Origin of the sequence: Luteitalea sp., assembly GCA_009377605.1 — a bacterium.
Lineage (GTDB): Bacteria > Acidobacteriota > Vicinamibacteria > Vicinamibacterales > Vicinamibacteraceae > WHTT01.
This window is the reverse complement of the sequence record WHTT01000243.1, coordinates 551-809: the sequence shown is the minus strand read 5'-3', so window position 1 is coordinate 809 and position 259 is coordinate 551.

Below are 259 nucleotides of genomic sequence, written 5' to 3'. Positions count from 1 at the left end.
CGTGACGGCCGAGGCCGTCTTGAAGGTGTTCGCCGACCTGAATGCCGACGGACGGACCATCGTCGTGGTCACCCATGAAGCCGATATCAGATCGGTCGTCGGTCGAGAGGTGACCCTGGCGGATGGCCGCGTTGTGGACGACGAGCGGACGGGGGTCACCGCGTGACCGACCTGCTGACGGTCAAGTTGCGCCGGGACCTACGGGCATCGTGGTCCCGGTTTGTGCTGATGGTCATCGCGATCGCGGTCAGCCTGACGG